Below are 14,363 nucleotides of genomic sequence, written 5' to 3'. Positions count from 1 at the left end.
CCCGAAGGCCCCGTTTGCCGGCTTACTTGCCGACGCTCACGCCATAGAAGGAGTTGAGCGCGAACGGGCTGATCTTGAAGTCCTGCACGTTCTTGCGCATCGGCTGGTAGACGGTGGAGTGGGCGATCGGGGTGATCGGCACATTGTCCTTGAGAATGTGCTGGGCCTGCTTGTACAGCTCGGTGCGCTGGGCCTGGTCCGGGGTGGCCTTGGCCTGCTTGATGAGCTTGTCGTAGCCGGCGTCGCACCACTTGGAGAAGTTGTTGCCGTCCACGGCGTCGCAGCCGTAGAGGGTGCCCAGCCAGTTGTCCGGGTCGCCATTGTCGCCGCTCCAGCCGATCAGCATGGCGTCGTGTTCACCGCCCTTGGCGCGCTTGATGTACTCGCCCCATTCGTAGGTGACGATCTTGGCCTTGATGCCCACCTTGGCCCAGTCGGCCTGGAGCATTTCGGCCATCAGCTTGGCGTTGGGGTTGTACGGACGCTGCACCGGCATGGCCCAGAGGGTGATCTCGGTGCCTTCGGCGACGCCGGCGGCCTTGAGCAGCTCCTTGGCTTTCTCCGGGTTGTAGCCGGCATCCTTGACGGATTCGTCGTAGGACCACTGGGTCGGCGGCATGCCGTTCACGGCCAGTTGGCCGGCGCCCTGGTAGACGGCGTCGATGATGCCCTGCTTGTTCACCGCCATGTCCAGCGCCTGGCGCACCTCGAGCTTGTCGAAGGGCTTGTGGGTGACGTTGTAGGCGATGTAGCCGAGGTTGAAGCCCGGCTGCGACGGCATGCTCAGGTTCGGGTCCTTCTTCAGCGCTTCCAGGTCGGCCGGACGCGGGAAGAGGGTGACCTGGCATTCGCCGGCCTTGACCTTCTGCATGCGTACCGAGGCGTCGGTGTTGATGGCGAAGATCAGGTTGTCGATCTTCACGTCATCCGGCTTCCAGTAGTCCTTGTTGCCGGTGAAGCGAATCTGCGCGTCCTTCTGGTAGCGCTTGAAGACGAAGGGGCCGGTGCCGACGGGCTTCTGGTTGATGTCCGCCGCCTTGCCGGCCTTGAGCAACTGGTCGGCGTACTCGGCGGACTGGATGGAGGCGAAGCTCATGGCCAGGTTCTGGATGAAGGCCGCATCCACGCCGTTGAGGGTGAACTTGACGGTGCTGTCGTCGAGTTTCTCCACCTTGGCGATGTTGGCGTCCATGCCCATGTCGGTGAAGTAGGGGAATTCGGTGGGGTACGCCTTGCGGAACGGATGGTCCTTGTCGAGCATGCGCTGGAAGGTGAAGAGCACGTCGTCGGCGTTGAAGTCGCGGGTCGGCTTGAAGTAGTCGGTGGTGTGGAACTTCACGCCCTTGCGCAGGTGGAAGGTGTAGGTGAGGCCGTCAGGGGATACGTCCCACTTCTCGGCCAGGCCCGGGATCACCGCGGTGCCGCCACGCTCGAACTGGCTCAGGCGGTTGAAGACGGTTTCGGCGGCGGCGTCGAAATCGGTGCCGGTGGTGTATTGGCCCGGATCGAAACCGGCGGGGCTGCCTTCGGAGCAGAACACCAGGTTGCTCGCGGCGCTGGCGAAGGGCGCGCTGGCGATCAGCCCAGCGGCGACAAGTGCCTGGATGACGGCGTTTTTACGCATGTTGACCTCATGTTTGTTCTGGTTGTCATCGTGAGGGGTCCTTTGTAAGGACCTTGCGAGAAGCTATGCAGGGCATATGCCCGACGCAATAGCCGGACGGCAAAGAGTGTAGTCGGCGGGAAAAAGCTGTAAGGGCGTGTCGCAATTCTGCAAATCGCGACCGGGGCAGGGTGGAGGGCGCCGCGCCAATGCGGTTCGGCGCCCTGCTATGCATCAGGGCATCTGCACTTCGATGGTGCCGTCGGCGCTGACGCTGACGCGGCTGGTGCCGGCTTCGATTTCCGGCGCGGCGGCGCTGTCGGCGTACCCCTTGGCGGCCATGGCGCGCATCATGATCGGCTGCGGCGGCTGGAAGCCGGCGCTGTTCAGGCTCAGGTTGACCAGTTTGTAGCCCTTGCCGCCGAGGGCATCGGTAGCTAGCTGCGCGCGGGCCTTGAAGGCGTCCACGGCCTGCTTGATCAAGTCGTCTTCGTGGGTCTTGCGGGTCTTCTCGGCGATGCTGAAGTTCATTCCGGCCACCTTCAGGTCGCCCAGCAGGTCGGCGCTGAGCTGGGACAGCGTGGCGAAGTCGGCGCTTTCCAGGCGCAGTTCGGCGCGTTCGCGCCAGGCGGTGATCTTCTGGCCCTTGTCGTCATACACCGGGTAGCTGTTGCGGCTGCCCAGGCTGACGCTGACGCCTTTGGTCTTGCGCGCCTTGTCCACGGCACCATTGAGGGTGCGGGTGATCTGCTCGGCGAGCTTGGCCGGGTCGGTATTCTGCGACTCGCTGTAGAGGGTCACGTGCATCAGGTCGTGGGCCACTTCCTGGCTGACTTCTGCGCGCACCGCGACCTGGTTGTAGTGGACTTCGCCGGCGGCCTGGGCCGAGAGACTGCCGAAGCTGGCGGCGCAGAGGGCGAGGGCGGCGGCGAGGCGGGTGTACGTGGACATGAACGACTCCTTGTGGGACAGGCTTGCGCGCGGGTTGCGCGGGGATTTCTCCATAGTGGACGAAGAGGGTCGTCCATTCGGGTTAACGGCGTCGCAAATTGACCTGGAATGAGGACGGATGTTCCAGCTGCAGCGCGGTGGATGATGATCTCGTAGGAGCGAATTCATTCGCGAAAGGACCGTGCAACGGTCCCTATGGGAGGGCCAGGGGCAGGACTTCGTCCTGCATCGCGAATGAATTCGCTCCCACAAGCGTGGAGTTCCGTACCCACTGCGGCGAGTTGCCGCACGGAGGCGGGCCGGGGCATGCCTTGGTTATACTCCGCCGATTCCAGGGAGTACCCATGCTCGAACCCGTACAGCTACTGTCCGCCAGCCGCCAGAACCTGCTGCGGCTGACCCTGATCCGCATCCTTGTCCTGGCCGCCCAGGCCGGCTCGGTCGGCCTCGCCTACAAGTCGCAATTACTGCCGCTGCCCTGGCTGGCGCTGAGCCTGACCCTCGGTGTGTCCACGGTGCTGTGCGTGGCCACGGCCCTGCGCCTGCGCGGGCCCTGGCCGGTGACCGAGCTGGAATATGCCGTGCAGCTCGGTTTCGACCTGGTCATCCACAGCGTGCTGCTGTATTTCTCCGGGGGTTCGACCAACCCCTTCGTATCCTATTACCTGGTGCCGCTGACCATCGCCGCGGCGACCCTGCCCTGGCTCTACACCCTGACGCTGGCGGGGCTGGCGCTGGTGGCCTACACCCTGCTGCTGGTGCTGTTCCACCCGCTGGAAATGCCCTCCGGCCAGCGTGAGTCGCTGCTGATCTACGGCATGTGGCTGAGCTTCGCCCTGGCGGCGGCGCTAATCACCTTCTTCGTCGCGCGGATGGCCGAGGAGCTGCGTCGCCAGGATCAGCTGCAGGCGGTACGCCGCGAGGAAAGCATGCGCGACCAGCAACTGCTGGCCGTGGCCACCCAGGCCGCCGGTGCCGCCCACGAACTGGGTACGCCGCTGGCGACCATGAGCGTGCTGCTCAAGGAACTGCGCCAGGAGCATCGCGACAAGCCCGGCCTGCAGGATGACCTGGCCCTGCTGCAGGAACAGGTGATGCTCTGCAAGGACACCCTGCAACAACTGGTGCGCGCCGCCGAGGCGGATCGCCGGCAGGCGGTGGTGGAGCTGTCGGTGATCGAGTGGCTGGAAGTCACCCTCAACCGCTGGCACCTGATGCGCCCGGAAGCCACCTACCGCTACCAGTGCATGGGACTTGGCGTGGCGCCGCGGGTGAAGCCCCCGGCAGACCTGACACAGGCCCTGCTGAACCTGCTCAACAACGCCGCCGATGCCTGCCCGGAAAAGCTCGACATCCGCATCAACTGGGATCACCAGTGGATGGTGCTGACCATCCGCGATCATGGGGCTGGCGTGCCCCTGGCCATCGCCGAGCAGTTGGGGCGGCCCTTCTTCACCACCAAGGGCAAGGGCTTCGGCCTCGGCCTGTTCCTGAGCCAGGCCAGCGTCACCCGTGCCGGCGGCACGGTTAAACTCTATAACCATGAAGAGGGCGGCACCCTGACCGAGCTGCGCCTGCCGCGCACCTACGGCGTCGCCTGAGAGCCTTGACGAAGAGGAAGCGAGATGAGTGACGAACCCCTGATCGAAGGCGAAGAACAACCTCACCTGCTGCTGGTCGACGACGACGCCACCTTCACTCGCGTGATGGCTCGCGCCATGTCCCGCCGCGGCCTGCGGGTGACCGTGGCCGGTTCGGCGGAAGAAGGCCTGCAACTGGCCAAGGACGATCTGCCCGATTACGCCGTGCTGGACCTGAAGATGGACGGCGATTCCGGCCTGGTGCTGCTGCCCAAGCTGCTGGAACTGGATGCCGAGATGCGCGTGGTGATCCTCACCGGCTATTCCAGCATCGCCACGGCGGTGGAAGCCATCAAGCGCGGCGCCACCAACTACCTGTGCAAGCCGGCCGATGCCGACGACGTGCTGACCGCGCTGCTCTCCGAGCATGCCGACCTGGACAGCCTGGTCCCGGAAAACCCCATGTCGGTGGACCGCCTGCAGTGGGAGCACATCCAGCGCGTGCTGGCCGAGCACGACGGCAATATCTCCGCCACCGCCCGCGCCCTGGGCATGCACCGCCGGACCTTGCAGCGCAAGTTGCAGAAGCGGCCGGTGCGTCGCTGAACGGCCCCTGCTTGTATTTGTGGGAGCGAATTCATTCGCGATGACGGACGCCGCTTCGCGAATGAATTCGCTCCCACAGTGACGATTCCCGCCCCATCGGTCTGAAAGGTCTGCGAAAGCCTTTTCTCTTCCGCAGTTGGTATCCTTAGCCGCCTAACTATTCCCGCCGCCCAGGTTCACCATGCTTGCCGTCGTCCAGCAGACCCTCAGCATCACCGCGCCGGTCTTCTCCATGCTGTTCCTGGGCGTGGCCCTCAAGCGCCTGGGCTGGATCGACGCCCGCTTCATCGACACGGCTTCATCCCTGGTGTTCAAGGGCACCATGCCCACGCTGCTGTTTCTCGGCATCGTCCGGGCCGACCTGCGCACGGCGCTGCAACCGGCACTGATCGGCTACTTCGTGGCGGCGACCCTGGTGTGTTTCCTGGTCGGCTGGGGCTGGGCCATCCTGCGTTGCCCGGCGGCCGATCGCGGCATCTATGCCCAGGGTGCCTTTCGCGGCAACAACGGCATTGTCGGCCTGGCCCTGGCCACCAGCATGTACGGCGACTACGGCCTGTCGGTGGGCAGTATCCTCGGCGGGGTGGTGATCCTCAGCTACAACACACTGTCGTCCATCGTCCTGGCGATCTACAGCCCGAATGCCAAGAGCGATCCGCTCAGCCTGGCGAGGAGCATCATCAGCAACCCGCTGATCATCGGCGTGCTGGCGGCCATTCCGGTGGCCTACTGGCAGATTCCGCTACCGGCCTGGCTGGTCACTTCGGGCGATTACTTCGCCCAGATGACCCTGCCGCTGGCGCTGATCTGCATCGGCGGCACCCTGTCCCTGGCCTCGCTGCGTTCCAGCGGGCGGGTCGCGGTCAGCGCCAGCCTGATGAAAATGGTCTGGCTGCCGATCCTCGCCACCTTGGGTGCCTGGCTATGCGGCTTCCGCAACGCCGAACTGGCGATCCTCTTTCTCTACTTCGGCAGCCCGACGGCGGCGGCCAGCTTCGTGATGGCCCGCGCGGTGAACGGCAACCACGAACTGGCGGCGGCCATCATCGTGATCACCACGCTGGCGGCAGTGGTGACCACCAACGTCGGGTTGTTCCTGCTGCAATGGGGCGGTGTGATTTGAAGTTAAAGGCTGGACATCGCCGTGCCTGCTCTTCGCCGCCTCACGCCACACTCGCCTGCGCTACGTCGAACTCTTCCCGCGCCTTGTTCAGCAGGTCCAGGTTGTCGTGTTGCCAGGGGTGGAAGCCCTTCCTGAAGAAGTCCAGATAGGTAGCGAGCAGGGGGCGGAAGATGCCGTTGCGGCCCCACATCCAGGCCAGACCGTCGCGCCAGACCCGCCAGTTCCACAGCAGGCCGTCGCGCTTGAGCATGTGCGCCAAGCCACGGCTGGTGTCGAGGACGAAGAAGAAGGTGCCCATCAGCATCGCCCGTCGCAGCAGGCGGTGGCTGCCGCAGACCTGGTTGTAGACGTCGAAGGCCACCGCCTTGTGTTCGGTTTCCTCCAGCGCGTGCCAGCGCCACAGGCGCGCCATGCTCGGGTGGGCGCCGGCCATGTATTCGGGGTTCTTCAGCAGGCCGTCGGCCATGATCGCGGTGATGTGTTCCAAGGCGGCGGTGGCGGCCAGTTGGCGGTGAGGGGAGAATTTCTTCTGGGTGAAGCGGATACGTGCCCGGGCGCGGCGTTCGATGGTGCCGATGTCGTAGCCGAGGTCGCGCAAGCGGTTGCTGTACTCCAGGTGTTCGCGGCTGTGGTGGCCCTCCTGGCCGATGAAGCCGCGGATCTGCTCCTTCAGCACCGGGTCTTCGATCTGCTCGCGGAAGTGGCGCACCGAGTCGATGAAGAAGCGCTCGCCGTCGGGGAAGAGCACCGACATGGCATCGAACAGGTGGCTCTTGAACGCATCGCCGCCGTGCCAGTGGCGGGGCAGGGGGCTGGGCAGGTCGAAATCCATGTGGCGCGGACGGATAACCAATCCTTTGGGGGTGGTGCTGGCCATGGGGGTTCCTCGAGTATGTAGGACCATGGTTCCACTATCGGCTTGCCGGGTTTTGTCGGACAAGGTTAACTTCTGCCAACCTTCAGGTCATATCCGGCCACAACCAGAACAAGACGCCACGATGAAGCAGCCGCTGACCTTTTCCGCCGAACTGGTGCCCGTTGCCTATGCCGAAGCCCTGCTGGGTCTGGCCGAGGAGTTGGGCGTAGTGCGCGCGGCGCTGTTCGCCAGCGCCAGGGTCCGGCCGGAAATCCTCGGCAATCCCAATGGCCGCCTGTCGTTCATCGACTTCCACCAGCTCGCCGCCGCCGCGCTGCAGCACTGCCACGAACCGGCCCTGGGCCTGATCCTCGGTCAGCGGCTGAACGTTTCCACCCACGGCATCCTCGGCTATGCGGTGCTGTCCAGCGCCAACCTCGGGCGTGCCCTGCAGTTCGCCATGAAGTATTACCGGGTGCTGGGCCTGGCCTACGAGCTGGAGCTGGTGGAGCAGGGCGACTGCCTGCAACTGCGCGCCACCGAATCCTTTCCCATGGGGCCGTTGGGTCGCTTCGCCGGCGAGGGCCTGCTGGCCAGTTTCTTCAGCATTGCGCGCTTCCTCGTCGGCGAGGAGCTGAGCGGTCAACAGGTGGGCTTTGCCCACGCGGCGCCCGTCTATGCGGCTCGCTACGCGGACGTGTTCGGCGTGGCGGCGCGGTTCGAGCAGCCCTGCCACTGGCTGAGCCTGCCCAAGGCCTACCTGGAGCGCCCCATGGCCCTGGCCAATCCGGCCACGGTGCAGATGTGCGAACAGCAGTGCGAAGCCTTGCTGGCCAGCCTGGACGTGCAGGACGCGCTGCTCACCCGCGTGCGCCGCCTGTTGCTGGCGCGCCCGGGCGACTTCCCCGACCTCGACGGTGCGGCCCACGCCCTGCACACCAGCGGTCGCAGCCTGCGCCGGCACCTGTCGGCCATGGGCACCAGTTATCAACAGGTGCTGGATGAGGTGCGCAAGGGGCTGGCCCTGCAATACCTCGGCACCACCCAACTGCCGCTGTTCGAGATCGCCAACCTGCTGGGCTTCAGCGACCCGTCCAACTTCCGCCGGGCCTTCCGCAAATGGACGGGGAAGTTGCCGAGCGATTATCGTGCCGGCCGTTAGTCGAGTTAGCCCCGGCCGACCCGCCGTCTAGCCTGGCGGAGCGGATGGCGCTGTTCACGGAGAAAGCGAGCGTCGCGACGCATCCGGCTACCTTGGCCACGACGCTGAAACGCGTCGGAGATCAGCGTGTCACATTGAGCGGCAAACGCCTGTTCGAGCCTCCCGAGCAGCGTCCTGGAGGGCGACGATCACCGACGCAGCCAGCCTGAGCAGCACTGCCCCCGCTGTCTCACCGAGGCCGAGTGGACACGTGTGGTCGAGCACGACGGTGGGCGTGGCAAACCGCCTCGTCGTTCTCGGCGGGTCATCCATCACGATCACCTGCACCACGCCAGATAAGCCTGGGTGTGGCCGGTAGAAGCGCGCTTGCTGATACGCCGGCTGACAGCTGGCTACACCCGCTTAGCCGGGTTGTAGGCTCTCAGAATTCACCCTGCGCTCAAGGACACGTGCAGGGGGACCGGGACGCTCAGTCCGATCCGCTTCACTCGGGTGTTCCGGCGAAGCGCGGCTCGGGCAGGCCGCGCACGCCCGGCTGGCAGCGGAACAGCGAGCCGGCCAGCGGATCTTTGGCCAGCTCCGTGATGGACCGCCCTTCACGCGCGCTGGTGAGATAGAGCATATCCAGCAGCGGGCCGCCGAATGCCGGGCGGGTTGGCTGGAGCGCCGGTACTGGCCAGATGCCTTGCGCGGCGCCGTCGGGAGCGTAGCGTACTACCCGTCCCAGCCCCCATTGGGCGTTCCACAGGTGGCCATCGGCGTCGACGCAGGAACCGTCCGGTACGCCAGGCACCGCGCCAAGGTCGGCGAACAGCCGCGGCGGGCCGAGCGTTTCACCGTAGGGGCAGCAGTGGATTTGCCGGCTGGGCGAGTCGCAGTAGTACAGAATGGTGCCGTCGGGGCTGAAGGCGAGGCTATTGGCAATGGCCACCGGCAGCAGGGGCAGGCGCTCCAGACTCAGGTCGGTGTGCAGGCGCCAGAAACCGCCCAGCGGCTGACGTGGCCCGGCGCTTGGCTCATGCAAGGTGCCGAAAACGAAGCGGCCCTGACGGTCGCAAGCGCCGTCGTTGCAGCGCGTCGGCAATCCGGGCTCTATCTCGTGCAACGTCCGCAAGGCGCCATCGGAGAGGCGAAAGAACGCCAGCCGCGAGGCCAAGGCCAGCAGCAACCAGCCCTCGTCTTCGCATAGCGCGAGGGAGGCCAGTCGTTCCGGCAGGTGCCACTGTTGCAGTACCCCGCCTCCCGGCCGAAGGCGGAACAGCGTGGCGCGCTGGATGTCGGTCCAGGACAGCGTCTGGGTTCGATCGCACCAGAGGATGCCCTCGCCGAGAATGTTACCGGCGTCCAGCTCTACCTCCATTGGAGCGACGACCGTCATATCCAGCCTCCGTCGACGATATAGTCCTGGCCGGTACACATGCGGCTGTCGTCGGCAGCGAGAAACAGCGCTGCGCGGGCCAATTCGTCGGGTTTCAGAAAGCCCGGTAGGCATTGGCTCCGTGCAATCTCTTCGCGCCCGGCGTCATCCAGCCACAGTCGCGCCTGGCGCTCTGTGATGACCCAGCCGGGCACGAGGCTGTTGATCCGTATCCGTTGCTGACCCAGTTCTCGGGCCATGCCGTTGACGAAGCCTCGCACCGCCGCCTTGGCCGCCGCGTAGAGGGGATAGCCGGCGCCTTTTCTCATCCAGCCCGTAGATCCCAGGCAGATGATCGAGCCGCCGCCCAGCCGGCGCATGTCCGGGATCACCGCCTGGGTCGCGAAGATCTGATGACGCAGGTTGACCGCCAAGTTGTGCTCGAAGGCGCTCTCGTCAATGTCGGCCAGTGCATGTCGGCCGTCGTTTGCGGCGTTGTTTATCAGGACGGCGATGGCGCCGATCTGCGCGCGAGCACTGGCGATGGCAGCCCGCAGAGCGTCCAGGTCGGTCAGGTCACAGTACAGGTAGATGGGTACGTGCCGCGCATCGGCGAGGCGTTCGACAAGCGTCTCGGCGGCACGTTCGTCCACATCGAGGAAGGCCACCCGGGCGCCTTGCCGGGAGAACTGCTCGACGAATGCGGCGCCGATGCCGCTGGCGCCACCGGTGATCAGCACGTTGCGGTCGACCAGGCTGGGGTAACAGGCGAAACGGGACATCATCGAACTCCTGGACAGTTTCGGGATGGATCGACGGGCTCACCATTCGGCGACGCTGCCGTCGGCATGGCGCCACACCGGGTTCCGCCAGCGGTGTCCGACGGCGGCACGCTCGGCGATGTAGGCCTCGTCGACTTCGATTCCGAGGCCAGGACCGCCGGGGACCTTGAGATAGCCGTGTTCGTAGGTGAACACGCTGCGATCGACAAGGTAGTCAAGTAGGTCGTTGGCGGCGTTGTAGTGAATGCCCAGACTCTGTTCCTGGATAAACGCGTTGTGGCACACCGCGTCCAGTTGCAGGTTCGCGGCCAGGGCGATCGGCCCCAACGGACAGTGCAGTGCCAGGGCAACGTCGTAGGCTTCTGCCATCGCGGCGATCTTGCGCGTCTCGGTGATGCCGCCCGCGTGCGAGGGGTCGGGCTGGATGATGTCGACGCCACCGATGGCGAGTACGCGCTTGAAGTCATAGCGGGTGTAGAGACGCTCGCCCAAGGCGATCGGCGCTGGTGTGATGGCTGCCAGTTCGGGGATTGCGTCGAGGTGTTCGGAGAGCACCGGCTCCTCGATGAACATCAGCTTGTAAGGGGCCAGTTCGTGCATCAGCACCTTGGCCATCGGCTTGTGCACCCGTCCGTGGAAGTCGACGCTCAGGCCGATGTGCGGGCCGACGGCGTCGCGCACCGCCTGGACGTTTTCCAACACGCGTTCGACCTTGGCATGGCTGTCGACGAAGTGCAGCTCTTCGGTGCCATTCATCTTCACCGCCGTGAAGCCGCGCTCGACCGCCGCCCGCGCAGCCTGCGCGGTGTCCGCGGGGCGGTCGCCGCCGATCCACGAATAGGCCCGGATACGCTCGCGTACCGGGCCGCCCAGCAGCTCGTGCACCGGCACGCCGTGGTGCTTACCCTTGATGTCCCAGAGGGCCTGGTCGACGCCGGCAATGGCGCTCATCAGCACCGGACCGCCCCGGTAAAAGCTGCCGCGGTACATAACGTTCCACAGGTCCTCGATATGACGCGGGTCTTTGCCGATCAGGTAGTCCGAGAGTTCATCGACGGCGGCCGCCACGGTGTGCGCACGGCCTTCCACCACCGGCTCGCCCCAGCCGCTGATGCCGACGTCGGTGTCGATGCGCAGGAACAGCCAGCGCGGGGGGACTTGGAAGGTAGTGAGTCGGGTGATCTTCATGGCCGAGACTCCTGTGGTGTGGCGTCGGCCCAACCCTTGGCAAACGCACGGGCACGGCGGCCAACCTCGGCGGCGCTAAGGCCGGGCACGTAGAGTGCCGAACCGATGCCGAAACCACGGGCACCGGCGGCAACCCAGGCGCGCATGGTGGTGGGGCTGATGCCGCCTACCGGCAGTACGCGCAGGTCGGCGGGTAGCACGGCACGCCAGGCCTTGAGGCCGTCTTGGCCAATCACCTCGGCCGGGAACAGCTTCAGCGCGTCGGCGCCGGCGGCCAGGGCGGCGAACGCCTCGGTCGGCGTGGCGACGCCAGGGATGCAGAGCATGCCGGCGTCCTTGGCGGCGCGGATGACGGTGGTATCGGCATGCGGCATGACGATCAGTCGGCCGCCGGCGGCTGCGATCTCGTCCACCTGCTCGGCGCGCGTCACCGTGCCTGCACCGATCAGGTACTGATCGCCCAGGGCTTGGTTCAGGCGGAAGATGGTCTCCATCGGTTGGGGCGAGTTGAGGGGGACTTCGAGCATGCGCAAGCCTGCCTCGGCAAGCGCGCCGCCGATGGTCGCTGCCTCGTCGGGCTGCAGGCCACGCAGGATGGCGACAAGAGGGAGGGGGTCGAACCAGGCGTTCAACATGATGGGGTTTCCTTGGGCGCCTGCGGCGCTGCGATTGGGATGAGGCCTGTCGCACAGGCGAGGAGCCACAGGCCGCGGGCGCTGGCGTCGAGCAGCGGTTCGGGCAGGTGGAGGTCGAAGAGCGCGGCGGCCTGGCGATAGCGCTGGCACAGATCCGCTTCGCCGATCAGCTGCGGCGGCAGCCCGGGACGCAGGCGCCCGGCGGCCAGGTTGGCGCGCAGCTCCTCGCCGATCAGCAGGCCGGACAGGTAGGCGGACACGTCGCCGCCGGCGATTTCACCTTCGAGCAGCAACGCCCGCGCCGAGAACAGGCGGCCGCTGATGCCCGCCGCGCCGCTGTCGCGCGCGGCCAGCACGCCGCGCGCGAACGCTTGTGGATCGACCGGCTCGTGAGAGATGCCGGTGCCGAGCGTCGAATGCCGGCATAGCAGGGCATACAGCTCTCCAGTCAGGAAGGTGCGGAAGTCGGTGATCACTCCGTTCCTCACACTGGCCCATTTGCTATGGGTGCCCGGCAGGAGCCAGTCACACTCGCCGGCTAACTCGGGCCGCAGGGCCAGCGCGCCGATGATCTGGGTTTCCTCTCCACGCATCAGGTCGGCGATGCCGGCGTTGCGCAGACCCGGCACCACGTGCAGCTCACCGCCATCGGCGCAGCGCACGTGGACGACCCCACGGGCGAGCGTCGCAGCGTCGGCCGGCAGCTTGACGTAGGCCACCTCGCGCCAGCCCTGGCGGCTGCCGACCATGCCGCAGGCCAGGCGCGGCAAAGCCGGCCAGCCTTCGGTGATCTGTGTCAGCGCCGCCTCGAAGCCGCCGGCGGGTAACTGGCGTATGCCCCACGGGCGCTGGCGTGTCGCGCACACCTGGCCGTTCGCGTCGAAGCGATAGGCGCGCAGGCTGGAGGTGCCCCAGTCGAGCCCGATCAGGCCTCCCAGAGCGCGTTCCGTGCCCGGTCCCGCCAACGCGCCCGGCACTCGGATGGTGGCACGTGGTTGCTGGTGCATCGTCCCTCCTTGTCTACGGGCCGCGCCTGCGCGCGCTCCGCTGACTGCTACGGTGGATTGCTAGGTCGTGTAGTTCGACGGGGATCAGCGCACACCCCGAGCCCTGAGGCTCGACGGGCTGAAGTAGTCATCGTTCGGTATCGGCTGGCTGAAGTCGGCGCTGCCCGGCTCTTCGTTCTCCAGCCACTGAACCATGTAACGGCGCGACTGCAGGTCGTGGTTCACGTCCAGCGCGCTGCTAGTGGCGGGCAATTCGTAGAAGTTGCTCAGGTAGGCCATCGAGACCCGCCACAGCTCGCCGCGACCGTCGTACTGGTCGACGACTGCCGCACTCCAACTGTCTTCGTCGAGGTACAGGGTGCGTCGCGAGTAGATGTGCCGTGCGCCGGGCTTGAGCTTGCCTTCGACCACCCAGACCCGGTGCAGCTCGTAGCGGGTGTATTGAGGGGCGATGTGGCCGGGCTGGAGCAGCTCCTTGTACTTCACCTGGGGGCTGGACACCTTGTAGTTGTTGTAGGGGATGTAGATTTCCCGCTTGCCTACCAGGCTCCAGTCGTAACGGTCGGGGGCGCCGCTGAACATGTCGGTGTCGTCGATGGTGCGCAGGCCATCCGTGGTCGTGCCTGGCGTGTCGTAGGCGAACAGTGGTGCTCGGCGCACACGACGCTGCCCGGGGCTGTAGCTCCATGCCTGGCGCGGCTCCCTGATCTGATCGAGGGTTTCGCGTACCAAGGCGGCGGTGCCGACCAGGCGTGCCGGGCTTTTCACCACGGTCTGGTAATAGAACAGGGTGTTGTTCAGGCCGGCGAAACTGCCGCCCTGCTGGTAGTACCGGAACAGCATGTCGTACTGGGTGGTGATCGGGGTGAAGCTGCCGTCGCGTTGCACCGCCGCCTCCGAGGAGCGGCGGACGAGGTAGGTGCCGCGATAACGGGCGATGTGGTTCCACAGGGCCTCGATGCCACTCTGCGGAAGCGGGAACGGAATGCCACCGTAGGCGTCGACGAAACCATTGCCACCCTCGACCAGGCGGGCGCTGGTGGCGTTGCTGAAGGTATTGTCGTAGACCCATTGCGGTGCCGAGCCGGTTCGACGGCTGGGGTACACCGGCATCTTGAAGCTGTTCGGGTAGGCATTGAGCAGGGCGATCTGGCCGGCGGTAAGGTTGGCCTTGTATTGCTCCAGGTTGGCCTTGCTGATGGTGAACAGGGGCTTGTCGTCTGCGAACGGATCGGCGCGGTGTTGGCCGGATTGGTAGCCGGGTGGCGCCTGGGTGATGCCACCGGTCCAGGCCGGGATGGTGCCGGCAGCGTTACCGGCCTTCTCGGCGCCCAGGGGCGTCAGGGTCGACTTCAGCTTGGCCGCGTCGTCCGCGAGTACCGCAGCCAGGGCGCTGCCGGCGCTCAGCGCCAGGGCGGCGGCCACGCCGATCAGGGTACGCAAGTTGCGCATGGTGCTTCTCCATGGAGTGCGCCCGCCGGAGCCACGTCAGTGGCCCGGACCGGGCGCGGGG

At 66.1% G+C, this 14,363-nt stretch carries 13 protein-coding genes; 4 read left to right on the top strand and 9 right to left on the bottom strand.

Annotated features, from left to right (window positions below; all coding sequences use genetic code 11):
* Positions 1-22: 22 nt before the first annotated feature.
* Both PJW05_RS22450 and PJW05_RS22445 read right to left on the bottom strand, forming a co-directional pair.
* On the bottom strand, positions 23-1,624 hold the full coding sequence (locus tag PJW05_RS22450; protein WP_271409154.1) for an ABC transporter substrate-binding protein: 1,602 nt from the start codon (positions 1,622-1,624) through the stop codon (positions 23-25).
* A gap of 213 nt (positions 1,625-1,837) precedes the next feature.
* Positions 1,838-2,554 carry an SIMPL domain-containing protein gene (locus PJW05_RS22445; RefSeq protein ID WP_271409153.1) on the bottom strand — a complete coding sequence of 239 codons (717 nt, stop codon included), beginning with the start codon at positions 2,552-2,554 and terminating at the stop codon, positions 1,838-1,840.
* Between the two features lie 344 nt (positions 2,555-2,898).
* Here PJW05_RS22445 and PJW05_RS22440 point away from each other — a divergent pair, with 344 nt between their 5' ends.
* From PJW05_RS22440 to PJW05_RS22430, 3 genes are all read left to right on the top strand, one after another.
* Complete coding sequence (locus PJW05_RS22440) at positions 2,899-4,155, top strand: ATP-binding protein (protein WP_271409152.1); 1,257 nt, start codon at positions 2,899-2,901, stop codon at positions 4,153-4,155.
* Positions 4,156-4,179: 24 nt separating this feature from the next.
* Complete coding sequence (locus PJW05_RS22435) at positions 4,180-4,740, top strand: response regulator transcription factor (protein ID WP_271409151.1); 561 nt, start codon at positions 4,180-4,182, stop codon at positions 4,738-4,740.
* A 181-nt stretch (positions 4,741-4,921) separates the two neighbouring features.
* Positions 4,922-5,863: an AEC family transporter gene (locus PJW05_RS22430; RefSeq protein WP_271409150.1), complete on the top strand. Its 942-nt coding sequence runs from the start codon at positions 4,922-4,924 to the stop codon at positions 5,861-5,863.
* A 40-nt stretch (positions 5,864-5,903) separates the two neighbouring features.
* Here the strand turns inward: PJW05_RS22430 and PJW05_RS22425 are convergent, their stop codons facing one another.
* Positions 5,904-6,740: a metal-dependent hydrolase gene (locus tag PJW05_RS22425; protein WP_271409149.1), complete on the bottom strand. Its 837-nt coding sequence runs from the start codon at positions 6,738-6,740 to the stop codon at positions 5,904-5,906.
* A gap of 121 nt (positions 6,741-6,861) precedes the next feature.
* Between PJW05_RS22425 and PJW05_RS22420 the strand changes: the two genes are divergently transcribed.
* Entirely contained in the window at positions 6,862-7,881 is a 1,020-nt protein-coding gene (locus tag PJW05_RS22420; RefSeq protein WP_271409148.1) for an AraC family transcriptional regulator, read from the top strand.
* Positions 7,882-8,365: 484 nt separating this feature from the next.
* Here the strand turns inward: PJW05_RS22420 and PJW05_RS22415 are convergent, their stop codons facing one another.
* From PJW05_RS22415 to PJW05_RS22390, 6 genes are all read right to left on the bottom strand, one after another.
* Positions 8,366-9,259: an SMP-30/gluconolactonase/LRE family protein gene (locus tag PJW05_RS22415; RefSeq protein ID WP_271409147.1), complete on the bottom strand. Its 894-nt coding sequence runs from the start codon at positions 9,257-9,259 to the stop codon at positions 8,366-8,368.
* Complete coding sequence (locus PJW05_RS22410) at positions 9,256-10,023, bottom strand: SDR family NAD(P)-dependent oxidoreductase (RefSeq protein ID WP_271409146.1); 768 nt, start codon at positions 10,021-10,023, stop codon at positions 9,256-9,258. The genes PJW05_RS22415 and PJW05_RS22410 overlap by 4 nt, the downstream gene beginning before the upstream one ends.
* A 36-nt stretch (positions 10,024-10,059) precedes the next feature.
* A complete protein-coding gene (dgoD, locus tag PJW05_RS22405) occupies positions 10,060-11,208 on the bottom strand; it encodes a galactonate dehydratase (RefSeq protein WP_271409145.1) in 1,149 nt (382 codons plus the stop codon).
* Positions 11,205-11,843: a 2-dehydro-3-deoxy-6-phosphogalactonate aldolase gene (locus PJW05_RS22400; RefSeq protein ID WP_271409144.1), complete on the bottom strand. Its 639-nt coding sequence runs from the start codon at positions 11,841-11,843 to the stop codon at positions 11,205-11,207. Before PJW05_RS22400 ends, dgoD begins: the two co-directional genes overlap by 4 nt.
* Positions 11,837-12,850 carry a 2-dehydro-3-deoxygalactonokinase gene (locus PJW05_RS22395; protein WP_271409143.1) on the bottom strand — a complete coding sequence of 338 codons (1,014 nt, stop codon included), beginning with the start codon at positions 12,848-12,850 and terminating at the stop codon, positions 11,837-11,839. The genes PJW05_RS22400 and PJW05_RS22395 overlap by 7 nt, the downstream gene beginning before the upstream one ends.
* An 84-nt stretch (positions 12,851-12,934) precedes the next feature.
* Positions 12,935-14,302, bottom strand: a complete 1,368-nt coding sequence (locus tag PJW05_RS22390) for a DUF1329 domain-containing protein (protein WP_271409142.1) — start codon at positions 14,300-14,302, stop codon at positions 12,935-12,937.
* Between the last annotated feature and the right edge of the window lie 61 nt (positions 14,303-14,363).

Source organism: Pseudomonas sp. Q1-7 (assembly GCF_028010285.1).
Lineage (GTDB): Bacteria > Pseudomonadota > Gammaproteobacteria > Pseudomonadales > Pseudomonadaceae > Metapseudomonas.
Note: the sequence above shows the minus strand (reverse complement) of the source record. Positions and strands in the feature narration are given on the sequence as shown.

Bases quoted from the DNA above. Each gene is read 5' to 3' on its own strand.
- PJW05_RS22420 (WP_271409148.1), top strand. From the start codon at position 6,862: ATGAAGCAGCCGCTGACCTTTTCCGCCGAACTGGTGCCCGTTGCCTAT.
- PJW05_RS22435 (WP_271409151.1), top strand. From the start codon at position 4,180: ATGAGTGACGAACCCCTGATCGAAGGCGAAGAACAACCTCACCTGCTG.
- PJW05_RS22440 (WP_271409152.1), top strand. From the start codon at position 2,899: ATGCTCGAACCCGTACAGCTACTGTCCGCCAGCCGCCAGAACCTGCTG.
- PJW05_RS22425 (WP_271409149.1), bottom strand. From the start codon at position 6,740: ATGGCCAGCACCACCCCCAAAGGATTGGTTATCCGTCCGCGCCACATG.
- PJW05_RS22390 (WP_271409142.1), bottom strand. From the start codon at position 14,302: ATGCGCAACTTGCGTACCCTGATCGGCGTGGCCGCCGCCCTGGCGCTG.
- PJW05_RS22430 (WP_271409150.1), top strand. From the start codon at position 4,922: ATGCTTGCCGTCGTCCAGCAGACCCTCAGCATCACCGCGCCGGTCTTC.
- PJW05_RS22450 (WP_271409154.1), bottom strand. From the start codon at position 1,624: ATGCGTAAAAACGCCGTCATCCAGGCACTTGTCGCCGCTGGGCTGATC.
- PJW05_RS22400 (WP_271409144.1), bottom strand. From the start codon at position 11,843: ATGTTGAACGCCTGGTTCGACCCCCTCCCTCTTGTCGCCATCCTGCGT.
- PJW05_RS22410 (WP_271409146.1), bottom strand. From the start codon at position 10,023: ATGATGTCCCGTTTCGCCTGTTACCCCAGCCTGGTCGACCGCAACGTG.
- dgoD (WP_271409145.1), bottom strand. From the start codon at position 11,208: ATGAAGATCACCCGACTCACTACCTTCCAAGTCCCCCCGCGCTGGCTG.
- PJW05_RS22445 (WP_271409153.1), bottom strand. From the start codon at position 2,554: ATGTCCACGTACACCCGCCTCGCCGCCGCCCTCGCCCTCTGCGCCGCC.
- PJW05_RS22395 (WP_271409143.1), bottom strand. From the start codon at position 12,850: ATGCACCAGCAACCACGTGCCACCATCCGAGTGCCGGGCGCGTTGGCG.
- PJW05_RS22415 (WP_271409147.1), bottom strand. From the start codon at position 9,259: ATGACGGTCGTCGCTCCAATGGAGGTAGAGCTGGACGCCGGTAACATT.